We start from the raw sequence: 22,008 nt of genomic DNA, 5'->3' as shown, positions 1-22,008 counted from the left end.
ATTAGAAAAAATGAAAAGTATTTTACCCATAGCAGCGTTTATTATATTATTATTAGTCAGCGCTTGCCGTAAAGAACAAGATCCTGAACCGCAACCAAGCCAAACATCGACTACTACTCATTTTAACTATCTATCAGAAAGTGTTACTCCGCATAAGTATAAAGCAGGCAGCTACTGGATTTACGAAAATGATTCAACAGGATTAACCGACAGCATCAATGTGGACAGTGTTTTAACAGGATTTTTCGAATCTACCCCCAACGTTCATGGAACTACTGGAAGTACTTATACTGAATTTTACAAAATGTATTTTCATGATTTTGGCGCATCCGAACAATACAATCAAACATTAATGAATTACTTTTGGGTAAGAAACTATTCAGGCAATTGGAGCAATTTTTATGGGCAATCAATTTATGCTGCTGATAGTCCTATTGGAACAACCAACAACGGCATGACGATTATTGCGAAGTTTCTCACAATGAATATTGGAATAAACACTTTTAACAATGTTGATAAAGTTCAGATTATTGCTGCCGACCAATCTTGCCCAGAATTCTCCTACGATACCTATTTTCATTACTGCGATTCTGTTGGTTTAATAAAAAAAGAAACAGAATTAAGTCCAGGCAATATTGAATCGTGGAGTTTAAAAAGATGGAATATTATTAGATAATGCAAATAAAAAACAAACTTCTTTTCGTTTTTATTTTTTTCTGTTTCGCATTAACTATTTGCAAAGCAAAAGACAGCACTTTTGTTTTTAAGATAGCTCTTGGAGTAAATCACAATAAATTAATTTTTGAGAGGGACTACACTCATAGAAGTGCTTACCATTGCGGAACTTTTTCTGAAACTTTGAAAAACAATGATACTTCCAGCTTTTCACCCATACTAAAATTAGGTTTAGAAAAAAGGTTCACAAAGGCTTTTGGTCTAGCGGTTAATTTCACTTACAATTATTCTCGCCTCAATTATTCTATTAATAAAAACTCTTCCACATATAATCCCACGCCTACATTATTTGAAGTAACAAGCCTGCACACTGCCAGAGATCACAATATAATCTGTCATTATTATTCAGGGGCAATCGGAACAGTGTTTTATATTAACAAAATCTATTTAATTCCAAAAGCAAATTTGGGGTACATGTATTATGTTTCAAAGACAAATGAAACCATTGTAAAAACAGATCCTTTAGGTGCAGTCACAACAACTAATAATACTACTAAAAACAAAGACGATGAATTTGTTGGAGGGGGAGGATTAATAATCGGCTACAATTTCAAAGTAAAAAAATTACATTTCTTTATTGAAATACAATCAGATTATTACAATCAAGCCAAACATTTTCAACGAAATGGGCTTAACACATCTTTGACCTTCGGAATTAAGCTCTAAATCACACCTTTTTTTATCAACAATTGCTCATAAAAAATCATTTTTTTATACGATAGATATTGTTAAATTTGCGTTCCGTTTAAAAATCGGTACGAATAATAAAATCTAATTCTTTATGAAAATATTAGTGTGTATTAGTAATGTGCCTGACACAACTACTAAAATTGCATTCTCAACTGACAATGCCTCCTTTAACACTGCCGGTGTTCAATTTGTAATCAACCCCTATGACGAATGGTACGCCCTTGTTCGTGCACTTGAATTAAAAGAAGCACAAGGTGGAAATGTAACCATCATCCACGTGGGTGCAGCCGATAGTGAAGCTACCATCCGCAAAGGATTAGCGATTGGTGCTGATGATGCTGTACGTATCGATGCAGAACCCAACGATGCTTTTGCGGTTGCTGAACAAATTGCTGCCTATGCAAAAGACAAAGGTTTTGATTTGATTATGGCAGGAAAAGAAACCATTTCTTACAATGGTTCGATGGTGGGTGCCATGTTAGCCGAATTGATGAACTTGCCATATGTTTCTTTAGCTACTAAATTAGAGGTGGCAGCGGGTGTTGCAACTATCGAACATGATATTGATGGTGGAACCGAAGTATTGGAATGTGCTTTACCATTGGTACTTTCCGCAAACAAAGGAATGGCTGAACAACGCATTCCGAATATGAAAGGTATTATGAGTGCACGAACAAAACCTTTAACCGTTGTTCCAGCTGCAAGTGCTGATAAATTAACCAGCATTACGAACTACACTTTATCAGCTGGCCGTGTGGATTGCAAATATATTGATGCGAATGCACCAGAGCAGTTAGTTGAATTGCTTCACACGCAAGCAAAAGTGATTTAATAAGTCCTAAATAAAAAATTCCTTAATCCTAATAAGATATGTCAGTTTTAATATATACAGAAATCGCAAAAGGCAAAGTAAAAAAAGCATCACTGGAAGCAGTGAATTATGGTAGCCGAATTGCAAAACAATTAAACACAACAGCAACCGCAGTGGTAATTGGTGATGCTGATTTAGCAGACCTTGGAAAAGCCGGAGCTACAAAAGTGCTGAAATTAAAAAATGATAAACTTGCCGACTTAAACGGACAATATATTACTGCAGCGATTGAACAAGCTGCTACAGCAGAAGGTTCAACAGTAATTGTGTTTGCTCACGATTTTACCGGTAAAGAAGTAGCACCTCGTTTGGCAGCTAAATTAAAAGCCGGAATTGTTGCAGGTGCAGTTGACAATCCTACTATTTCTGGTGATGCTTTTTCTGTAAAGAAAAATGTCTTCTCCGGAAAAGCAGTTGCTACCTACGCCATTACATCTCCTAAAAAAGTAATTTCTATTTTACCCAACTCCTTTCCGGTTGAACTAAACGGAACGGTTGTGGATGCAGTAGATTTTGCAGTAAACTTAGATGCGGTAAACTCTCCGATAAAAGTAAAAGAAGTGAAAAAAGTAACTTCTGAATTAAACTTACCGGATGCCGAATTGGTTGTATCTGCTGGTCGTGGAATGAAAGGACCTGAAAACTGGGGAATGATTGAAGAATTGGCAAAAGAATTAGGTGCAGCAACGGCATGTTCTCGCCCTGTTGCCGATATGCACTGGCGCCCACACCACGAACACGTTGGTCAAACCGGTGTTGCGATTCGTCCGAACTTATACATTGCAATTGGAATTTCTGGTGCAATTCAACATTTAGCCGGAGTAAACGGTAGTAAAACAATTGTGGTAATCAACTCCGACAAAGATTCTCCTTTTTTCAAATCAGCAGATTACGGAATTGTTGGAGATGCATTTGAAGTGGTTCCTAAATTAATTGCTGCCGTTAAAAATTTCAAAGCAAACAAGAATTAATTCAGAAATTCGGATTGTCGATTGACGAATAATTCGTAACTTAGTTATACACGATAGTTCATCTCAAATTTAGAGATAAAAATATTTTTTGTGAAGAAAGTAAAATTAGAAATAGTAGGTTTATCTTATAGTCAAACACAAACCGGTGCTTATGCATTGGTATTGGGTGAAACAAAAGGAAAACGCAGATTACCGATTATCATTGGTGGATTTGAAGCACAAGCCATTGCTATTGAGTTGGAAAAGATGACGCCTAGTCGTCCGCTTACCCACGACCTCTTTAAAAGTTTTGCCGAAGGATTTAACATTGATGTGAAAGAAGTAATTATTTACAATTTGGTAGAAGGCATCTTTTTTGCAAAATTAATTACAACAAATGGCGACAAAGAAGTGGAGATTGATGCACGCACATCCGATGCCATCGCTCTAGCTGTTCGCTTCAACTGCCCAATCAATACCTACGAATTTATTTTATCACAAGCCGGAATTTTATTGGATGACGATGCGATTTCAGCCGCTGAAAATCCTGTAGAAAAAGAAGATTTAGTAGAAGTAGAAGAATCCGACTTTTTGAAAAAATCGACTGAAGAATTAAAGCAATTACTCGAAGCTGCTTTGAGTGATGAAGACTACGAAAAAGCATCCCGCATCCGCGATGAATTAAACAATCGCAAAAAATCATAAATCCATTTACTAACAACGGTTTTTAATATTTTAAAACACAACTCCATGAATATTAAGAGTCGTCTTACATTAATGAGCTTTCTTCAGTTTTTTACCTGGGGCGCTTGGCTAATTACTGTAGGAAATTATTGGTTTGCAACCAAACAATGGAGCGGAGCCGAATTTGGCGCCATCTTCTCCACACTTGGACTCTCTTCTATTCTTATGCCTGCGTTAACCGGAATCATAGCCGACAAATGGATGAATGCCGAAAAGTTATACGGAATCTTACATGTTTTATGCGGCTTGATTTTATGCTTCATTCCTCAAGTTGACAATCCCGGAACCTTCTTTTGGGTCATTTTCATGGCTATGCTTTGTTACATGCCTACCATCTCCTTATCCAATTCGATTGCTTATACCATTTTAAAAAACAACCATTTAGATGTTGTAAAAGTATTTCCTCCTATCCGCGTTTGGGGAACCATCGGGTTTATCGTTGCCATGGATCACCAATCTTTCGGGAAATAAAGCATCGGCCAATATGTTTTACATCTCTGCCATCTCTGCTATCGCATTAGGAATTTACTCCTTCTTTCTTCCAAAATGTCCTCCTCAAAATTGATTTCCGAAGAATCAACCTTTATTCAAAAATTGGGCTTGGATGCCTTTAAACTTTTTGGCACTTATAAAATTGCGCTCTTTTTTGTGTTCTCCATGTTTTTAGGTGCGGCACTGCAATTAACAAACATGTATGGCGATACGTTCCTTTCCGATTTCGCCAAAGTGCCGGCATATGAAAATTCGTTTGTGGTGAAATATTCCACCGTTATTATGTCTATTTCTCAAATTTCGGAAACACTTTTTATTTTGGCGATTCCTTTCTTTTTAAAACGATTTGGAATCAAGCAAGTAATGCTCTTTTCGATGTTTGCTTGGGTTCTTCGTTTCGGACTGTTTGCTTTTGGCGACCCATCTGGCGGATTGTGGATGATTATTATGTCGTGTATCGTTTATGGTATGGCGTTCGATTTCTTTAATATCTCCGGCTCCTTGTTTATTGAAACCTCTACCGATGCAAAAATTCGTTCCAGCGCGCAAGGCTTGTTTATGATGATGACAAATGGTTTCGGAGCGGTATTCGGAAGTTATGTGAGCGGCTATCTGATAGACACCTTCTTCACGACTGACGGGAACAAAAACTGGCAACCCATCTGGATTTCATTTTCAATTTACGCCTTGGTTATTGCCATTGCCTTCGCCATCCTTTTTAAGCACAAACACAACCCGAAAGAGGTCGAAAACGTTAGCCATTAAGCTCCATCCATTTTTCGTTAATACTTTGTGAATATTATCATTTCTACCTCGGCATTCTGAGGCAAAAATCGGAGTACTTTTATATTCATAAAATTCGTTAATCGTACCATGAAACAATACCACGATTTAATGCGCCACGTTTTAGACAAAGGCGCTACCAAAACCGACCGAACAGGAACAGGAACAGTAAGTGTTTTTGGATACCAAATGCGTTTTGATTTGCAAGAAGGTTTCCCCATGATGACCACCAAAAAGGTACACATGAAATCTATTTTGCATGAATTGCTTTGGTTTCTGAAAGGCGATACCAATATCAAATATTTAAAAGATAATGGTGTTAGTATCTGGGATGAATGGGCGGATGAAAACGGAAATCTTGGTCCGGTTTACGGTTCTCAATGGCGCAGCTGGCCTGCAGCAGATGGTCGTCACATCGACCAAATCACACAAGTAATCAATCAAATTAAAAATACTCCTGATAGCAGACGAATGATTGTCAGTGCTTGGAACGTTGGTGAAATCGACAAGATGAAATTACCTCCTTGCCATGCCTTCTTTCAATTTTATGTTGCCGATGGAAAATTAAGTTGTCAACTCTATCAACGCAGTGCCGATATTTTTTTAGGCGTTCCGTTTAACATTGCATCGTATGCTATTTTAACAATGATGGTGGCACAAGTTTGTAACTTACAACCGGGTGAGTTCATTCACACCTTGGGCGATGCGCACTTATATTCGAATCACATCGAACAAGCCAATCTTCAATTGTCACGTGATCTGCGTAAGCTTCCAACATTAAAAATCAATCCGGAGGTAAAAGATATTTTCGGATTTAAGTTTGAAGATTTTACCTTAGAAGGCTACGATCCTCATCCACACATTAAAGCAGCGGTTGCTGTTTAATTCTAGAATTATTTATGATTTCAATTATAGTAGCGGTAGCAAACAACAATGTCATCGGAAAAGATAATTCGTTGATCTGGCATCTGCCTGCCGACATGAAATTTTTTAAAGAAAAAACATCCGGGCATTGCATCATCACCGGAAGAAAAAACTACGAATCCATTCCTGAAAAATTTCGCCCGCTTCCTAACCGAACAAATATTGTAATCACCCGTCAAAAAAACTATCTTGCTCCGGGGTACCGTGGTGACTCCATCGAACAAGCCATCGAGAAAGCACTAGTAACAGGCGATTCCGAAATTTTTATTATTGGTGGTGCTGAAATCTACAAACAATGCATGCACCTTGCCAACCGCATTTACCTTACTCAAATTCACCATACATTTGAAGGTGATGCTTTTTTTCCGGAACTAAACGTCAACGAATGGAAAGAAACTGCAAAAACAGAAGGAAGTGTGGATGATAAGAACAAGTACGCGCATACATTTCATACTTACGAAAAAATTGCTTAAATTTATTCGTTAAACAAAGAAAAACTAAACACCACTCCATAATGAAAACAAAAACATTGAAATTCTTTACAGCAATTGCACTTATTGCAATAACGTCATTGGTCTATACCGGTTGTAAAAAGCAAGATCCGAAACCAAAAGATGCGAATGCAGCTCGCGACAATGCAAATGCAGAAAGTGCTTTTGCAGGAATCTGGAAACAAATCAGCACCGTAACGGATAGTTCTAACGCTTTGCGTTCACCAGCAGCGGCATGTGCAACTGCTTCCATCACCCCTTTTGATTTGGTAACATGGCCAAAAACGGTAGTGATTAATTTTGGAACCATTAACTGTATGGGATCCGATGGAAACAACAGAAGAGGGATCATCACTGCTGTATTCTCTGGTCCGTATTTAGATTCCGGAACCGTTATCACGGTTACACTTTCCAACTACTACCACAACGATTATTATATTCAAGGAACACAAACCATCACCAACAAAGGAAACAATGCTGCGGGTCATTTGGTGTACAACGTAGTTGTAAGTGGAGCAACAGTTACACATCCTACTGATGGTCGTTCCAGCACATGGAATACCAACCAAGACCGTGAATTTTTTGCAGGGTATACTACCAGTTTAAATATTTTTGACGACATCTATCTCATCAGAGGTTCTGCAAGCGGAGTTTCGATGGAAGGAGAATCGTATACAATTGTAACGAATACCGACTTGCAAGTAAATGTAGGTTGCCACTGGATTGTGAAAGGAAATTTCACGTTAACACTTGCCGACTATCCATCGTATCCAATTGTGTTTGATTATGGAACAGGCGTTTGTGATGGCGATGCAACGGCAACATTAGACGGTACAGTGTATAATCTTTATATGTACTAGATTTTAATACAATACATTCTGTTTCAAACTAAAATGACAACATCAAAACGAATCGCGCTCATTGTTCTAACTGTATTCATTGGATTCACCTTGAATTCCTGCAGAAAAAACGACAGAGATAACGATACCGATAAAAGTGCTTCACAGGACAATGCCATTGCAGAAAATGCTTTTGCAGGCATTTTTAAATCAATCGGTCAGTATACCGACTCAACATCTCTGTTGCGTGCAGGTTGCGCATCGTATACGGTTGATTCTATTGGAACCACCTCTTGGCCAAAAACATTAACCATTGATTATGGCACCACCAATTGTATGGGTGCAGATGGTAATTTACGAAGAGGAAAAATCATTGCTTCCTTTACCGGTCGCTACCGTGATTCATTAACGGTGATTACCATTTCGTTGGTTGGGTATTACCACAACAACAATTTAGTACAAGTGGGCACACATACCATCACCAATAACGGACACAATGCTTCTGGAAATTTAACGTATTCCATCAATGTAGTGAATGCCAACATTGTAAATTCATCCGGAGCAACCATTTCCTGGAATTCCTATCGCACACGTGAATGGATTGCAGGTGAAAGTACCACCTCCGACCCGATGGATGATGTATATTCTATTACCGGAACAGCAAATGGAACCAGTGTGAATGGAAATACCTTCACAGTTTCAATCGACAGTCCATTAATTGTTGCATTAAATTGTCCGTATATACAACAAGGCAAACTCACCTTGACACCTGCCAATCTATCACCACGCACCATCGATTTCGGAAGTGGTGCATGTGATAACAAAGCGATTGTCACCATCAATGCTGTTGAATACGAAATAACCATGTAATCCTCATTTATAGAAATAAAAAAAGTCCGCAGTATAGTACTGCGGACTTTTTTGTTGGTTATAAATTTCAGAGACACACCTAACTCTAATCAAAAAAATTGCTTCAGAATTTGGTTTCTACATTATTTTTTATAATTTAGCTCTACATGAGGCTACTCCACTCATTGATTATTTAATTAAATAATCCGCATAAAAATTTATTTTTTATGGGAGTCGTATACACCATCCCCTATACAATCCCCTTTTGACGATTATTTTGCTTTAATTATTTACTAATTTAAAAACATTAAAATGAAACGCACCCACAATTTCTGTGGCGCTATTCTCTGCAAAGCGCTTATTATTTTCACTTGCTTAATGGCAAACTCTAATAAAAGTTTTTCTCAATCTGCACCCAAATGGAGTGTTGAAGGAAATACGGCTACGTCAAGCGATTTTTTAGGAACAACCAACAATGAAGATTTAATATTTAAGACTAACAATACAACCGCATTTAAAATAAAAGCAAACGGGAATATTATTCTTAAATCTTTGGACGGATTAGGAAACGGAATTATCACTATAGATAACAATGGTAAATTAATTCACACTCCTTTTACTGGCGATGCAAATCAAGTTCTATTAGGAGATGGTACATTTGGCGCATTACCAAGTGGCTTATGGACGACAGGCCCAAGTGGTAAAATTTATTATACAGGAGGTAAAGTTGGAATTGGTACTACAACACCAAACTTCAAATTAGACGTGGATGGAGATGTACGCATAACACAGAATTTATATTTACAAGGAGAGTTGGTTATTAATGATAAAATTCAAACACCTAAACAAATGAAAGCGGGATCAATTGTTGTAGATTCACTTTTAATGGACAGTACCAAAGCAATTTATGGAATAACAAACTTCAAAGATGAAGCTAAGCTTGCAAATAAATTGTCTGTAAATGGGAATGCTACAATAGGCGGTGATTTAAAAACATTTGGAAGTTTAACGTTTGCCGGAGATAAAAAGGTTAGTTATACACCTGCATCAGGAGCATTTCCACAAATGATTGGCTGGGGGACTCCAATCGAAATAATTGGACCAACTTTGCCATACTGCTTTGAACCATCCACTCCGAGTGGTGTTTCAACTGCGAATGTCTTTTCAGGTATGCTTTATTCAGCAGGAACGAATTCAACAGGGCAAATAAATGTTTTACGTTCAGGATTTGATGGAGCAAATGGCATAATAGATGTCGCAGGGATAGGTGGCACCACCAACCCAAGCTTGCTATTAAATTACTATTGTGGAATGGACATTTATATGTGCACTGGAACCGGAGGAGGATTTGTAAGAAGTGGCAAAAATTTCGAGGTTGGAAGCCCCGTAAGAGATGTAAATATCGCAATGAACATAAGTGTAGACCAGCAAACGGGATTGTTTTTGACGACATCACATGCTACCGATTATAATTACAACACAAAAATTGCTGTTAATCGTGATAAAACAAAGGCATTAGCAGTATATAACAACTCCTCAAACGCTGAAAATTTTGTTGTTTTTGGAGATGGTAAAGTAGGCATTGGTACAAATACTCCCGAAGCACAAACTCAAATTATCAATTCATTTATGACATCCGGAATTGGTTTAAAAGTAAGCAGTAGGAATTTTGATAACGAAACAGGAATATTGAGTGAAATGGAATTATCTGAGAGCAAAGCTTATGTTGGTGGAATAAAAACTCCAGGAGGGACACTCATAGAAAATTTTGTTGTTTACGCTGATGGTCATGTGAGAGCAAGAGATATTAAAGTAACTTTAAATCCATTGACGCATGGGGATTTTGTATTTGAAAAAAGCTATGAACTTATGCCCTTAAATGAATTAGAAAACTATGTAAAGTCCCAAAGCCATTTACCTAATATTCCAAGCACATCCGAATTACAAAAAAACAATGGAATTAGCTTAGGTGAAATGAGTGAAAAGCAATTAATAAAAATTGAAGAGCTTACATTGTATATCATAGAAATGAATAAGAAATTAGTTGAACTTTCTAAAATAGTTGAAACTCAAAAAGAAGAAATAAAAGCACTTAAAAATTAATACGCATGAAAAAAATATTATTACTTTTATAACGATTGTGTTGCTATATGGGTGTAAAAAATATCCTGATGGACCGGCAATAAGTCTTTTATCAAAAGAGTCTAGAATAACTGGCGAGTGGGATGTTGAGTATTTTTCTGTAAATGGGTATGATTCTACTGAATATTTAAAAAGCAAACCATTTTATGGAAAGTACTTAATTGGCAAAGACAAAACACATGGAAGAAATCTATTTGTTTATGAAAACTCCTATACAACTATACCAAATTTCAATGGCGATGGTTATTGGATGTTCTTAAATCATAAAGAATCCATATTTATCCATTACGATTATCTTTCAAGTGGCCCCACCCTTGGCCCATTCAGAACAAATGATATTACATGGGAAATTAGACGATTAAAAAACAAAGAACTTTGGCTAAAAACTATTTATAATGGGGATGAATATTTTGTAAAATTTAAAAACTAATGAGATTTATCTATAAAATAATTTTGACGTTTTTATGTGTATTTTCAGTTGAATCTAATGCACAGAATGATTTGCTTAATCAAAAAAAATATTGGTATTATCACCATCGCCTTGTTCAGGATTTTATGGTAAAAGGCGACTGTAAAGGATGTAGCTTACCTATGACAGAAAGAAACTATCAAAATGAGTCAAAAGGTCAGTGGGCGGATGCTACGATAAGTTTAGGGAATTACATTTCCGTCTTAGCATCAGAATACAAATTATTAAAAAACAACAATCAACCTACAGATACTACTCTTCAGGAACTTTGCCTTGCCATAAAAGCCTTTAATAGATTGGATCAAACTGCAGAATCTTACTTTCGTTGTGCAACCTGCCCTCCAACGCCACTTCCAGGAGATTTAAATGGTTTTTTTATACGGGACGATGTAGACGAATATTTCTTATTTAATCATCCTCAAATAAAAACAGCTGTTGTTTCAGAATACAATATTAATGTTATAAATTCTGATTTAGTAAATTATTTGGTTCCAACAGATAAGGAGATGAGCCATGACCAAATTTGGCACTTATTTATTGGTTTTGCTTTTGTAAGCGAATTGTTAGACGACATCCCGATATCACACTTCCCTTTAAATAAAGTTGATGGCAATACTGACATTCGTCAGGAAGCAAAAAATATTACCGACAGGATTATGAATCATGTTCGAAATCAAGATGGGCCTTATATCAAAGATGGGTGATTATGATCCTATCACAAACATTCATGTGGATAGAGGTTGGCAAGTAGGTGAGTTGTCATATGGAGCTGCAGAAGCTGCATGCTTTATTAGAAACGGGAACACAAATTTAGATCTTGGATACCCTGCTCACACCTGCAATGAATACCATGATGCATTTTCCTATACCGCTTCTAGCACTTGGCACCTTGCTGGACTTGGAATAGGTTCAATTGTAGCTTTTTGGCCTGAAGACAATAAAGTACAAAATCTTGCAGCTGTTGGCAGTTCTTGGAGAGCATCAGAAACACCATTGCTTGCATTAAATGTAACAGCTGAACGACTTGCAGCAAGAGCTATTCTTCGAGACTATCAGCATTTAATGTTAGTACATCAAGTTTTACATGGTCAAACAAATCCTATAGAGCAGGCAACATATCTTAATCTTTTAAACACTGCACCATGTAAGGGGCCATATAACTTTAGCTACCCAGATAACTCGGCAAGTTTTGAATGGTCAACAGAAAATCGACTTTTGTATCCTCAAAGAAGAGGGGAGGACAATGATGGGTTAGATAAAAATGCCTTTAAAGGAGAATATAATGGGCTGGATTATATGCTTTATCATAACTTGTATTATATTATAAATGGAATCCCCAGCCAATATTTTAACTACATGGACATCGCAATTACCTACCCTTTCCCAACTGGACCAAGCAATGATATTGGAACATTAACATCACCTATAACCATTGAAGCTTTCCATACAATTACAGCATCAAATACAATTAATAATAATGCGGATGTCACCTATAGAGCGGGAAAAGAAATTGCTTTAGTGTCTGACTTTGAAGTAAAAGCCGGAGCCAATTTCCATGCATTCATAGACCCATTTGAATGTTCCACAGATGGGGAGTATCGATCATCATCAAATAACTCCAATGATTCTTCATTAGCACCATCCGAAAACTTAGTTGCTTATAATGGTCCTACTACTCATGTGCTCTACCCGTCATCTCGCAAGCCATCTTTAGAAAAAACAAACGTTAGCTCTTTAGAACATTCATCTCCATTGAAAAACCTTAACAATGAAATTAGTATTACACCTAATCCAAACAATGGATCTTTTCAAATTTCATTAACTCACGACAATAAATTTGTTGCAATTAAAAAATTGAAAGTTTATGACATAATGGGGAAAATTATTTGGAAAACAGATGTATTATCTAACAGTATAAATGTTGATATCACCTCTTATGCAGCTGGGATCTATTATGTAAAATGCACCAATGAGTTAGGTGAGATGGAAATGAAAAAATTAATCAAACAGTAAAGTATTTTTTTAGCTCATCTTTATTTCGTAATTTCAATATGTGTTAATTCATATAAGATTAATATTATTAAATTTATTTTTTATTTTGTGCTCAACATTTTCCGAAGCACAGAATGAGACTAACTTTTGGTTTTTTGGCCAGTTTGCTGGCTTAGACTTTTCTTCTGGTACACCGACTACAATTTCAAGTGGCCAGGTTAATAATGTTGAAGGGGCTTCTGCTGCGAGTGATCCAATAACAGGTGCACTGTTATTCTATTCTGATGGAAAAACTGTATGGGATGCAAGTCATACAATAATGCCTAACGGTTCCGGGTTATTAGGTGGTTTTTCTAGTACGATGGCAGCACTAATTGTACCGAAACCCGGATCCACAAAAATTTTCTATTTATTTACCACCGACCAATATCAAAATGATGGGCTGAATGGATTTAGATACCATATAATCGATATGGCTGCTAACTCGGGAATGGGAGATGTTATTACAAAAAACATTTTACTCTTTACACCATGTGCTGAAATAAATCATGCTGTAAAACATGCAAATTGTATCGATTATTGGATAATTTCTCAGGATGCAATTGGCAATAATTACAATGTATACCTTTTGGACTCTACAGGATTGTTAACATCCCCAGTAATAAGCTCAATTGGCTTTTCATCAGCAGAAGCAGGATGGGGAACCGGAAAATTTTCCCCTAATGGAAAAAAATTCGCAATGGCACATGGTGATTATGGCGGTGACAATACACTTCAATTATTTGACTTTAATTCACTAACCGGAAAACTATCAAATTGTCTAAATTTAAGCAATGAAGAAACATGGTATGGAATTAGTTTTTCGCCAGACAATTCAAAATTATATGCGAGTGGGGGAAATTGGGGAGCAACAAAAGTTTTTCAATGGGATGTCTCTTCGGGAAACAACTCAACAATTCTCGGCACCAAAACGTATATTGGCGATAATACTTTTGCATTCTGTCAATTCCAAATTGGCAAAGACAATAAAATTTATTTATCAAGAGATGGTCAATCTTCACTGAGTTGTATTTTCAATCCAAATTCTTCAGGAACAGCATGCAACTATTCTTCCGCATCAGTTCCAATAATTGGTACTTGCCATTATGGTTTACCAGCTTTCCCGGAAAACTATTTCGACCAATCCCCTCCGGGAGAATCTATTTTTGATGGATACGACACAACAATAATATGGGGTACATCAGCAACACTATTTTCGAATGGAAGTGGCAATATAACTTGGACACCCTCTACCTACTTAAGCTGTACAAGTTGCGCCAACCCAATTATAACTCCGGAAGAAGATATTGAATACATATACTCAGATGACAACAATGGCTTTGGATGTGCTATCAAAAAGAAAGTTCGAATTAAAGTGGAGTATTTACCTTCCATTCCAAATGTATTTACTCCAAACTCTGATGGAAACAATGACGTATTTTACATCAATCGATTACCTAATAATTCAAAATTGCAAATTTATAATCGATGGGGCACAATCTTATTAAATACTGATAATTATACTAACAACTGGACAACATCAATAGATGGTGTATATTATTATCTACTAACGGTTCATGAAAAGGAGTATAAAGGATTTGTTCAAGTTTTAGGCAACTAATTCCCCTACGCCACTTTCAACTTATTCAATGTAGATTTTTTCAACTTATCTTTTGCATAACGAAGTGTTACATTAATCTCCTTCACTCCTGCATCGGACGGTGTATCAAACATCATATCCATCATAATCGCTTCACAAATAGAGCGTAAACCACGAGCACCTAATTTAAATTCCATTGCTTTTTCCACAATAAAATCCAATACACCTTTTTCGAACTTAATCTTCACACCATCCATATCAAACAAATGTGTGTATTGTTTAATCAAGGCATTTTTAGGCTCACTCAAAATACGCAACAATGTTTCAGCATCCAACGGATTTAAATACGTTAAAACGGGCAAACGACCAATCAACTCGGGAATTAATCCGAAGCTTTTTAAATCTTGCGGAGAAACATATTGAAGTAAATTATCTTTGTCAACATTCTCAATCTCTTTATTCATAGCATAACCGATTGCTTGTGTGCTCAAGCGGCTACCAATGTTGCGCGTGATTCCGTCAAACGCACCACCACAGATGAACAAAATATTTTTCGTATTCACCTGAATCATTTTTTGCTCCGGATGTTTTCGTCCACCTTGAGGAGGAACACCAACCACTGAACCTTCCAACAATTTCAACAAACCTTGTTGCACACCTTCACCGGAAACGTCACGCGTGATGGACGGGTTATCACTTTTACGTGCAATTTTATCAATCTCATCAATGAATACAATTCCACGTTCAGCAGCAGCCACATCAAAATCTGCAGCTTGCAACAAACGCGATAAAATGCTTTCCACATCTTCCCCAACATATCCTGCTTCTGTTAAAACAGTGGCATCGGCAATACAAAAAGGAACATTCAATACTTTGGCAATGGTACGCGCAAGAAGGGTTTTGCCGGTTCCTGTTTCACCCACCATAATCACATTCGATTTATCTACTTCAATTTCATCCTTGGCGGTAGTTTTGGTTTGACTCAATATCAAACGTTTGTAATGATTATACACCGCAACAGAAAGTACTTTTTTAGCTTCATCCTGACCGATGATGTATTCATCCAAATGCTTTTTAATGTCAATCGGTTTCATCAACTGAACAGCACTAAACGTAGAAGCAGTTTTTGCTCCTATTTCATCCTTCACAATCGTTTGAGCTTGCGCCACACAGTGATTACAGATATGACCGGTGATTCCAGCTATCAATACATCTGTATCCTTTTTTGTGCGACCACAAAACGAACATTTTATTTCTTTTTCTTCTTTTGCCATTATTTGTTTCTTATTTTCGAATGAGATTTCTCCACTTCGGTCGAAAGGACATTTACTACTGTCATCTCGACCAAGTTTATAACTGTCATCTCGACCAACGTGGAGAGATTTATCTCCTAATTGAAAGCCGCTATTCTAAAAAGCAGATGCCGTGTCGGAGCACGGCATGACTACAAAAAATATAATTTTCTCTCCGAAATTTATTTCGCTTTCACTAATACTTCATCCACCATACCATACGCTTTTGCTTCTTCTGAAGTCATCCAGTAGTCGCGATCACTATCCGCCCATACCTTTTCGTAGGTTTGTCCGCTATGGTTTGCAATGATATCGTACAATTCTTTTTTCAATTTTTGAATTTCACGTGCTGTGATTTCGATATCAGAAGCTTGTCCTTCAGCACCACCTAATGGTTGGTGAATCATCACACGAGCATGTTTTAAAGCTGTACGTTTTCCTTTTGCACCAGCACACATCAATACTGCTCCCATGGAAGCAGCCATACCTGTACAGATAGTTGCTACATCCGGAGTGATGTATTGCATGGTGTCATAAATTCCTAATCCTGCATAAACAGAACCACCTGGACTATTCAAATAAATTTGAATGTCTTTTTTAGCATCTAACGATTGTAAAAACAATAATTGAGCTTGGATAATGTTTGCTACTTGATCATCGATTCCTGTACCTAAGAAGATAACACGATCCATCATCAAACGAGAGAAAACGTCCATTTGTGTAACGTTTAACTGACGCTCCTCAATAATGTAAGGAGTAATGTTAGAAACATTGTGTTTGGTATACGAATCAAATGTATGTCCACTGATTCCTTTGTGCTTTACAGCATATTTTCTGAATTCGTTGTCGTTAAACATATTTTTTTAGTTTAATAGGTTTTTAAATACTGTTACAAGGTACAAACAAATCTCATTTCCTAAAATTATTTGTTCCAATTAATGGCAAGATTTCTCGACTCCGCTCGAAATGACCAATCAACAAACATTGCCATTAAAATGTTTACGCTTTTTTAAAGAAATCATCATAGGCAACTTCCTTATTTTCCAATGTAAATTTGGTTTTAAATAAGTTCATTACTTTTTGACCGTATAGTTTCTCATACAATTTCTTTGCTTCTTCTTGGTTTGAAAGCACACGTTGAGCAGTTTGGTTTAATTCTTCCTCGCCCATGTCTCCTTGGCCCATTTGAGCAAATTGCTGAATGATTAATTCTTTGGTATGATCCACTACTTCTTCTTTGGATACTTCCAAATTATTGTCTTTGATGATTTTATTTTCAATCAATTGCCATTTTAATCCTTTCGAATAATTATCGAATTCAGAATCTACTTGTTCGAATGTTACCGGTTTTTCATTTGCCGCAACAATCCATCTTTTTAAGAATTCAGTTGGCAAATTGAAGTTGATTTTATTCATCAAATGTTCAACTACATCGTTATAGAATTTACGCTCGCTGTCATTTACAAACATATTCGCCAATTCATCTTTAATTTTTGCTTTGAACTCTTCCTCAGTTGTAACATTTCCTTCACCATAAATTTTATTAAAAAATTCTTGGTTGATTTCAGCAGCAGCTAAACGGCTGATGCCTTTCACAGTAAATTGTAATTTGCAGTTTAAGCTTTCTGCTTTTTCTTTATCAATACCTAATAACGCTGCAAGGTCTGTTGCATTTTCAGACAATTTTTGTGCGTCCACAACTACTTTATCATCTTTCTTAAGACCGGTCAATGCTTTTTTAGTAGCCGCATCTTTCACGCGATCTAAAAACAAAGAACCAGTTTTGAAAATACCTCCGGCCAAAATTTCACCGTTCGCATCTAACTCCACAAAATCACCATTTAGTAAATCAGCTTCTTCAGAAACTTCAACACTTTCTACTTTTCCGTAACGTTTTGCGATATCGGTTACATACTTGTTCACCAATTCATCATCAATTTTTACGGTTTGATAAACAAATTTATCTTTTGGAGACAATTCTACGGAGAACTTAGGAGCTAATCCCATCTCGTATAAAAATTCAAATTCTTGTTGGTTGTCCCAATCGATAACGCTATCCGCTTTCGGCAAAGGATTTCCAAGAACTTCAATTTTATTTTCGTGTAAATAGTTATAAAGAGAATCGTTCAATAATTTATTGATTTCGTCCACCATGATGGATTTACCATACATTTTTTTGATCATGCCGGTTGGTACTTTACCTGGACGGAATCCTGGGATAGACGCTTTTTTCTGATAATCTTTCAATGCAGTTTCCACCTTTGGCAAATAATCATTTGCTACCACTTTCACTTTTAATACTGCGTTTAATTCATCAATGTTTTCTTGAATAATGTTCATTGTAATTTATGGTTAGATTGTTACTAATTGTTGCTCTTTTTTAAAGGGACACAAAAATAAGAATTTTATACCTAGAAATATAGAAAATAAGCCAATAAACCCTCATATTTTTCGGGAGGAAGGCTGAAGGAAGGAGTTAAAAAAGGAAAACGTTATGAATTCTATCGTTTTCGGGACAATTTTGAACAAAAAAAGTCCCGTTTTAATAAAAAACGGGACTTTTTAGGTAAATTATAGATGATTATAATTATGCTAATCTTACGTTTACAGCATTTAAACCTTTTTTGCCTTCTTGAACTTCGAAAAGAACTTCGTCATTTTGACGGATTTCTTCTTTTAGGCCTGACACGTGAACAAAAAATTCTTCACCTGAGTCATTTGCTTTAATAAAACCAAATCCTTTTGTTTCATTAAAAAACTTTACAATTCCATTTTTCATTTTTGATAATAATATTTTGATTAATAATTACTGCAAAGATACACTAAATAAATGGGAATGGGTGAAATATTTTGATTTTACTGCTTTTTGGAGAAAAATAGCAGCAAAACCGATTGACTTTAGAGGTAATTACCGTTGAATTAACCTCTTAAAACTTTTATCGATGTACTTTTCGGTAGGCAATAACGAGCGTTGTATCCTTCTGGCATAATAGATACTATCCATAATTTCGCGTTGTTTCTCTTCCACCAATTCTTTTTGATATTCGATTATAAGCTTTTGTTTGCGGGCAATTTGCAAAGATCGGAACACAACGATGGTGATGAGTGCAACAAAAAATGCAACAATTGCAATTAACCAGATCCATATATTTTGACGTTTTTTCTCTGCTTTCGCTACCAATTCCCTCTTTTCCTGTTCAGCTTTCAGTGCATCTTGCTTTCTTTCGAATTCATAGGTCATTTCATAACGTGTAATCTCTTTGCTCTTTTCTTCGTTAAACAGCTTATCCTTTGTGTTTTGGTACAATCGATAATAATCAACCGACTTTTGATACTTTCCGGTGGCTTCATACAAAACACTTAACTCGTAATAGGTATTGGACAAATGATGCAGAAAACCAATCAATGTATCAACCTTCAATGCTTCCAAATAATACTGTTCAGCAGTAATGTAGTTTTTTAAAACAGCATAAATACCGGCAATATTCCCCAAATTAATCGTCATACTTCTTTTGTCTCCCGCCTGCTTCGCCAAATTCAAGGCTTTGAAATCGTAATCCAAGGCCAACTGAAACAATGCTGCTTGTTGAACGGCATTCTGGTTCTTTTCTGCCATTTGTTTGTATACAATTCCGATGTTTCCCAGTTGGTTTATTTTTCCATCCTCATTTTCTATTTCTTCGTTGATTTTTAAACTGCGGTCATAGTATTCCAATGCTTTTTCGTATTCTCCTCTATCGCTATGAACTAAGCCGATAGTACTTAAGTGGCGCGCCACACCACTTTTGTTTCCTATTTCTTCATCCAATTGAAGTGCTTTAAAATAATACACGAGTGCTTTTTCGCTGTTTTTTTGCGCATTGTAAACGAGCCCCAAGTTGCCATAGATGGTAGAAACCATGCTCTTATTTTCAAGCGCTTCGGCCATTTTTAATGCCTTAAAATAACTGGATAAAGCGCTTGGGAAGTCGCCTTTGTAATAACAAACCAATCCGATGTTTGAGCAAGAAGATGCAATTCCCTTTTTATTATCGAATGATTCATCGATTGCCAACGACTTTGTAAAATAATCAAGTGCATTCGAATAATCACCTTTATTCATGTAGACGATACCAATATTCCCATACCGCTTCGCCATCCCTGCACGATCATTAATTTCTTCGTCAATTTTTAAAGCTTTCGATAAGTGCTCCAATGCATTTGCATAATCGCCTTGCTCCTTGCACAACACACCAATGTTGTTTAAGGCCGTTGCTTTTTTATTTAAAATAAGTGAATCGGAATTGCTAGAATTACTTGCAGACAAGAGACGGTTGCAATTATCAATCACATTATTTGCGTAGCGGTAACCTTCATGATACATGCCGATATTGATGAACTCACGCGAAACTGTATTTGTATAATCCAGTCTGGATGTTTCCTCCTTTTCGATTTTAATCAAAGAAAGTAAGGAATCAATTTTTCTGTTTTGTGCATACCCAAATCCAATGGTTGCTGTTAGCAGCCAAACAAAAAGAATTTTACGTATGTGCGAAATCAAAAACATCCTAACGTTCCTTTAATCGGTTTAAGTTTTTAGCAATGTACTTTTCTGTCGGCAACAACGATTGCTGAATTCGTTTGGCGTAATGAATACTATCCAATACTTCGCGTTGCTTTTCTTCCACTACAATTTTTTGCTGTTCAATCACCACCTGTTGTTGCTTCGTAAATCGCAAGGACCGCCATACAATAACAGCCGTGGTTGCAACTGCAATAGCGAGGATTGCAATCAACCATAAAAAAACAGCTTGGCGCTTTCGATCAGCTTCTGCTAATGCTTCCTTTTTATCTTGTTCAGCTATTAGTGCAGCCTCTTTCTTCTCGAATTCGTAGTTCATTTCATGCTTTGTAATTTCATTATTCTTCTCTTCGTTGAAGAGTGTATCTTTTGTTTGCGAAAACAATTTTGTGTGGAGCAACGACTTTTTATAATCACCTTTTAGATAATACACTTCACTTAAGCCTTCGTGTATTTCTTTAATCTGACTCAAAGAACCCAATGTTGAATCAATAGCGAGTGCCTTTAACAAATACGTTTCAGCTTCGGCATACTTTTTTTGAGCAATACAAATTCCTGCAATGTTTGAGTAGTTCATTGCTTCACCGAAAAGATTGCCCTGCTCTTTCTCCAACTTTAACGATTCCTGGAAATACCCCATGGCTTTATCATACTGGGGTTTCAATTGCTCGTAAGTCTCTCCAGAATGCAACGCGGAATCGGCAAGGTTTTGAATGGCCGAACCGACAGAAATTAAATTGTTTGCCGTTTCTAAATCATACCCCAACTCCTTGGAAACCTTTAAAGCCATCATGGAATACTCCAACTGTTTATAGCCATTCCCCATCTTGCTATAAACGATTGCGATGTTTCGAAGATCGATGGACATATCGTATTTGTTACCCAACTTTCTTCCAACCTTCAAGGATTTCAAATAATATTCAATAGCCTTTTCGTATTCTTTTTGATCAGAATAAATATTCCCAATATTTCCCATGATATTACCTATAGCCTTTTTTTGCTGCAATTCCTCGCTTAATTTCAATGCTCTAAGTTGATATTCCAACGCTTTCGGATAATTACTTTGTCCGAAATACGCATTCCCAATTTCCCCAATCGATTTTGCTTTTGCAATTCGAACTTGTTTTAAAGTAACAGGATCAGTGGTTATCTTTTCCAATTGCTCCCACACTTTAAGAGCAGCAGAGTTGTAGGAAAGGGCTAAATGAAAATTTCCTTTATCAAAATTAAAAACACCTAAGAGGTAATTGGACTTTGCGATTCCTTTCAACCATCCTTTTTCGTTCTCACCAAATTGAATTTGCTCAGCCAATTCAAGCGCTTTTGAAGTACAGATGATTGCCGTATCTAAATTCCCCCATAATTCGATGGCCAATTGATGGAGATGATTTACTTTATTCGTATCCGGCTTATCCTTTTTTATGAGTAAAGTAAGCGAATCGGCAACGGGGGTTTGAGAAAAGAGCGCATGCGGCAAAAACAGCCACAATAAAATCAAAATAATAAATCGCTTGTCTTTTTTCATTCATTGCTAAAATACAAAAT

The 22,008-nt window shown here is 36.5% G+C and carries 20 protein-coding genes and 1 pseudogene; 15 read left to right on the top strand and 6 right to left on the bottom strand.

The annotated features are described in order from the left end of the window. Window positions 1–10 precede the first annotated feature (10 nt). The 15 genes and pseudogenes from IPP64_14150 (at window position 11) to IPP64_14080 (ending at window position 14,631) form a co-directional block, all read left to right on the top strand. Window positions 11–676: a hypothetical protein gene (locus IPP64_14150; protein ID MBL0330526.1), complete on the top strand. Its 666-nt coding sequence runs from the start codon at window positions 11–13 to the stop codon at window positions 674–676. Then, window positions 676–1,401, top strand: coding sequence for a hypothetical protein (locus tag IPP64_14145; GenBank protein MBL0330525.1), 726 nt, complete (start codon window positions 676–678; stop codon window positions 1,399–1,401). The genes IPP64_14150 and IPP64_14145 overlap by 1 nt, the downstream gene beginning before the upstream one ends. 115 nt (window positions 1,402–1,516) lie before the next feature. Further along, the gene (locus IPP64_14140; protein ID MBL0330524.1) at window positions 1,517–2,257 is read left to right on the top strand and encodes an electron transfer flavoprotein subunit beta/FixA family protein; all 741 of its coding nucleotides are present in this window, start codon (window positions 1,517–1,519) and stop codon (window positions 2,255–2,257) included. Window positions 2,258–2,295: 38 nt separating this feature from the next. After that, window positions 2,296–3,267 carry an electron transfer flavoprotein subunit alpha/FixB family protein gene (locus IPP64_14135; GenBank protein ID MBL0330523.1) on the top strand — a complete coding sequence of 324 codons (972 nt, stop codon included), beginning with the start codon at window positions 2,296–2,298 and terminating at the stop codon, window positions 3,265–3,267. Window positions 3,268–3,357: 90 nt separating this feature from the next. Then, window positions 3,358–3,951 (top strand): bifunctional nuclease family protein, encoded by a 594-nt coding sequence (locus tag IPP64_14130; GenBank protein MBL0330522.1) that lies wholly within the window; start codon window positions 3,358–3,360, stop codon window positions 3,949–3,951. A 45-nt stretch (window positions 3,952–3,996) separates the two neighbouring features. Then, window positions 3,997–5,247 (top strand): annotated as a pseudogene (locus IPP64_14125) (nucleoside permease). Window positions 5,248–5,355: 108 nt separating this feature from the next. Next, window positions 5,356–6,150, top strand: a complete 795-nt coding sequence (locus IPP64_14120; protein MBL0330521.1) for a thymidylate synthase — start codon at window positions 5,356–5,358, stop codon at window positions 6,148–6,150. Between the two features lie 14 nt (window positions 6,151–6,164). Further along, window positions 6,165–6,662, top strand: a complete 498-nt coding sequence (locus IPP64_14115) for a dihydrofolate reductase (GenBank protein ID MBL0330520.1) — start codon at window positions 6,165–6,167, stop codon at window positions 6,660–6,662. A 41-nt stretch (window positions 6,663–6,703) separates the two neighbouring features. After that, window positions 6,704–7,540, top strand: a complete 837-nt coding sequence (locus IPP64_14110) for a hypothetical protein (GenBank protein MBL0330519.1) — start codon at window positions 6,704–6,706, stop codon at window positions 7,538–7,540. Window positions 7,541–7,573: 33 nt separating this feature from the next. Then, the gene (locus tag IPP64_14105; GenBank protein MBL0330518.1) at window positions 7,574–8,389 is read left to right on the top strand and encodes a hypothetical protein; all 816 of its coding nucleotides are present in this window, start codon (window positions 7,574–7,576) and stop codon (window positions 8,387–8,389) included. A 291-nt stretch (window positions 8,390–8,680) separates the two neighbouring features. Next, window positions 8,681–10,471, top strand: coding sequence for a hypothetical protein (locus IPP64_14100; protein ID MBL0330517.1), 1,791 nt, complete (start codon window positions 8,681–8,683; stop codon window positions 10,469–10,471). 40 nt (window positions 10,472–10,511) lie between these two features. Further along, complete coding sequence (locus IPP64_14095) at window positions 10,512–10,940, top strand: hypothetical protein (protein MBL0330516.1); 429 nt, start codon at window positions 10,512–10,514, stop codon at window positions 10,938–10,940. Continuing rightward, window positions 10,940–11,683 carry a hypothetical protein gene (locus IPP64_14090; protein MBL0330515.1) on the top strand — a complete coding sequence of 248 codons (744 nt, stop codon included), beginning with the start codon at window positions 10,940–10,942 and terminating at the stop codon, window positions 11,681–11,683. Before IPP64_14095 ends, IPP64_14090 begins: the two co-directional genes overlap by 1 nt. Further along, complete coding sequence (locus tag IPP64_14085; GenBank protein MBL0330514.1) at window positions 11,658–12,992, top strand: T9SS type A sorting domain-containing protein; 1,335 nt, start codon at window positions 11,658–11,660, stop codon at window positions 12,990–12,992. The genes IPP64_14090 and IPP64_14085 overlap by 26 nt, the downstream gene beginning before the upstream one ends. Window positions 12,993–13,077: 85 nt before the next feature. After that, window positions 13,078–14,631, top strand: coding sequence for a gliding motility-associated C-terminal domain-containing protein (locus IPP64_14080; GenBank protein ID MBL0330513.1), 1,554 nt, complete (start codon window positions 13,078–13,080; stop codon window positions 14,629–14,631). A gap of 5 nt (window positions 14,632–14,636) precedes the next feature. On the opposite strand, the gene clpX is transcribed toward IPP64_14080, so the two are convergent. The 6 genes from clpX to IPP64_14050 form a co-directional block, all read right to left on the bottom strand. Next, window positions 14,637–15,884 carry an ATP-dependent Clp protease ATP-binding subunit ClpX gene (gene clpX / locus IPP64_14075; GenBank protein ID MBL0330512.1) on the bottom strand — a complete coding sequence of 416 codons (1,248 nt, stop codon included), beginning with the start codon at window positions 15,882–15,884 and terminating at the stop codon, window positions 14,637–14,639. Window positions 15,885–16,084: 200 nt separating this feature from the next. Next, entirely contained in the window at window positions 16,085–16,759 is a 675-nt protein-coding gene (gene clpP / locus IPP64_14070; GenBank protein MBL0330511.1) for an ATP-dependent Clp endopeptidase proteolytic subunit ClpP, read from the bottom strand. 142 nt (window positions 16,760–16,901) lie between these two features. Further along, window positions 16,902–18,242, bottom strand: coding sequence for a trigger factor (tig, locus tag IPP64_14065; protein MBL0330510.1), 1,341 nt, complete (start codon window positions 18,240–18,242; stop codon window positions 16,902–16,904). A 247-nt stretch (window positions 18,243–18,489) separates the two neighbouring features. Beyond that, window positions 18,490–18,681, bottom strand: coding sequence for a cold shock domain-containing protein (locus IPP64_14060; GenBank protein ID MBL0330509.1), 192 nt, complete (start codon window positions 18,679–18,681; stop codon window positions 18,490–18,492). Between the two features lie 129 nt (window positions 18,682–18,810). Further along, window positions 18,811–20,442 carry a tetratricopeptide repeat protein gene (locus IPP64_14055; protein MBL0330508.1) on the bottom strand — a complete coding sequence of 544 codons (1,632 nt, stop codon included), beginning with the start codon at window positions 20,440–20,442 and terminating at the stop codon, window positions 18,811–18,813. 7 nt (window positions 20,443–20,449) lie between these two features. Beyond that, window positions 20,450–21,988 (bottom strand): tetratricopeptide repeat protein, encoded by a 1,539-nt coding sequence (locus tag IPP64_14050; GenBank protein MBL0330507.1) that lies wholly within the window; start codon window positions 21,986–21,988, stop codon window positions 20,450–20,452. Window positions 21,989–22,008 lie beyond the last annotated feature (20 nt).

The sequence above is a fragment of the Bacteroidota bacterium genome (assembly GCA_016722565.1).
GTDB lineage: Bacteria > Bacteroidota > Bacteroidia > 2-12-FULL-35-15 > 2-12-FULL-35-15 > 2-12-FULL-35-15.
Note: the sequence above shows the minus strand (reverse complement) of the source record. Positions and strands in the feature narration are given on the sequence as shown.

Bases quoted from the DNA above. Each gene is read 5' to 3' on its own strand.
- IPP64_14150 (MBL0330526.1), top strand. From the start codon at position 11: ATGAAAAGTATTTTACCCATAGCAGCGTTTATTATATTATTATTAGTC.
- IPP64_14145 (MBL0330525.1), top strand. From the start codon at position 676: ATGCAAATAAAAAACAAACTTCTTTTCGTTTTTATTTTTTTCTGTTTC.
- IPP64_14140 (MBL0330524.1), top strand. From the start codon at position 1,517: ATGAAAATATTAGTGTGTATTAGTAATGTGCCTGACACAACTACTAAA.
- IPP64_14135 (MBL0330523.1), top strand. From the start codon at position 2,296: ATGTCAGTTTTAATATATACAGAAATCGCAAAAGGCAAAGTAAAAAAA.
- IPP64_14120 (MBL0330521.1), top strand. From the start codon at position 5,356: ATGAAACAATACCACGATTTAATGCGCCACGTTTTAGACAAAGGCGCT.
- IPP64_14115 (MBL0330520.1), top strand. From the start codon at position 6,165: ATGATTTCAATTATAGTAGCGGTAGCAAACAACAATGTCATCGGAAAA.
- IPP64_14110 (MBL0330519.1), top strand. From the start codon at position 6,704: ATGAAAACAAAAACATTGAAATTCTTTACAGCAATTGCACTTATTGCA.
- IPP64_14105 (MBL0330518.1), top strand. From the start codon at position 7,574: ATGACAACATCAAAACGAATCGCGCTCATTGTTCTAACTGTATTCATT.
- IPP64_14100 (MBL0330517.1), top strand. From the start codon at position 8,681: ATGAAACGCACCCACAATTTCTGTGGCGCTATTCTCTGCAAAGCGCTT.
- IPP64_14090 (MBL0330515.1), top strand. From the start codon at position 10,940: ATGAGATTTATCTATAAAATAATTTTGACGTTTTTATGTGTATTTTCA.
- IPP64_14085 (MBL0330514.1), top strand. From the start codon at position 11,658: ATGGGCCTTATATCAAAGATGGGTGATTATGATCCTATCACAAACATT.
- clpX (MBL0330512.1), bottom strand. From the start codon at position 15,884: ATGGCAAAAGAAGAAAAAGAAATAAAATGTTCGTTTTGTGGTCGCACA.
- clpP (MBL0330511.1), bottom strand. From the start codon at position 16,759: ATGTTTAACGACAACGAATTCAGAAAATATGCTGTAAAGCACAAAGGA.
- tig (MBL0330510.1), bottom strand. From the start codon at position 18,242: ATGAACATTATTCAAGAAAACATTGATGAATTAAACGCAGTATTAAAA.
- IPP64_14060 (MBL0330509.1), bottom strand. From the start codon at position 18,681: ATGAAAAATGGAATTGTAAAGTTTTTTAATGAAACAAAAGGATTTGGT.
- IPP64_14050 (MBL0330507.1), bottom strand. From the start codon at position 21,988: ATGAAAAAAGACAAGCGATTTATTATTTTGATTTTATTGTGGCTGTTT.